The sequence below is a fragment of the Parazoarcus communis SWub3 = DSM 12120 genome (assembly GCF_003226565.1).
Lineage (GTDB): Bacteria > Pseudomonadota > Gammaproteobacteria > Burkholderiales > Rhodocyclaceae > Parazoarcus > Parazoarcus communis.
The window spans coordinates 1-294 of the sequence record NZ_QKOE01000162.1 but is presented as its reverse complement, the minus strand read 5'-3'; the positions used below and the strand labels follow the sequence as shown (position 1 = coordinate 294).

Sequence of the window (294 nt, the reverse complement as noted above, 5' to 3'; positions counted from 1 at the left end):
CGGGCGACGTGATGGTGCTGGCCCGCTACATGCAGATCCTGTCGCCGGGCCTGTGCGAGCGCCATCCCGGCCAGATCATCAACATCCACCACAGCTTCCTGCCCAGCTTCGTCGGCGCCAAGCCTTATCACCAGGCCTACGCGCGCGGCGTCAAGCTCATTGGCGCCACCTGCCACTACGTCACCTCCGAGCTCGACCAGGGTCCCATCATCGAGCAGGACGTCATCCGCATCGACCACTCCGACGCACCCGAAGACCTGGTGCGTTACGGCAAGGACATCGAGAAAGCCGTCC

General features: G+C 64.6%; 1 protein-coding gene. It reads left to right on the top strand.

The genetic code is table 11. From position 1 onward, the window contains the following. Positions 1 to 294, top strand: a 294-nt coding sequence (locus DNK49_RS23555; protein WP_279386444.1) for a formyltransferase family protein, incomplete at both ends; no start/stop codon positions are given.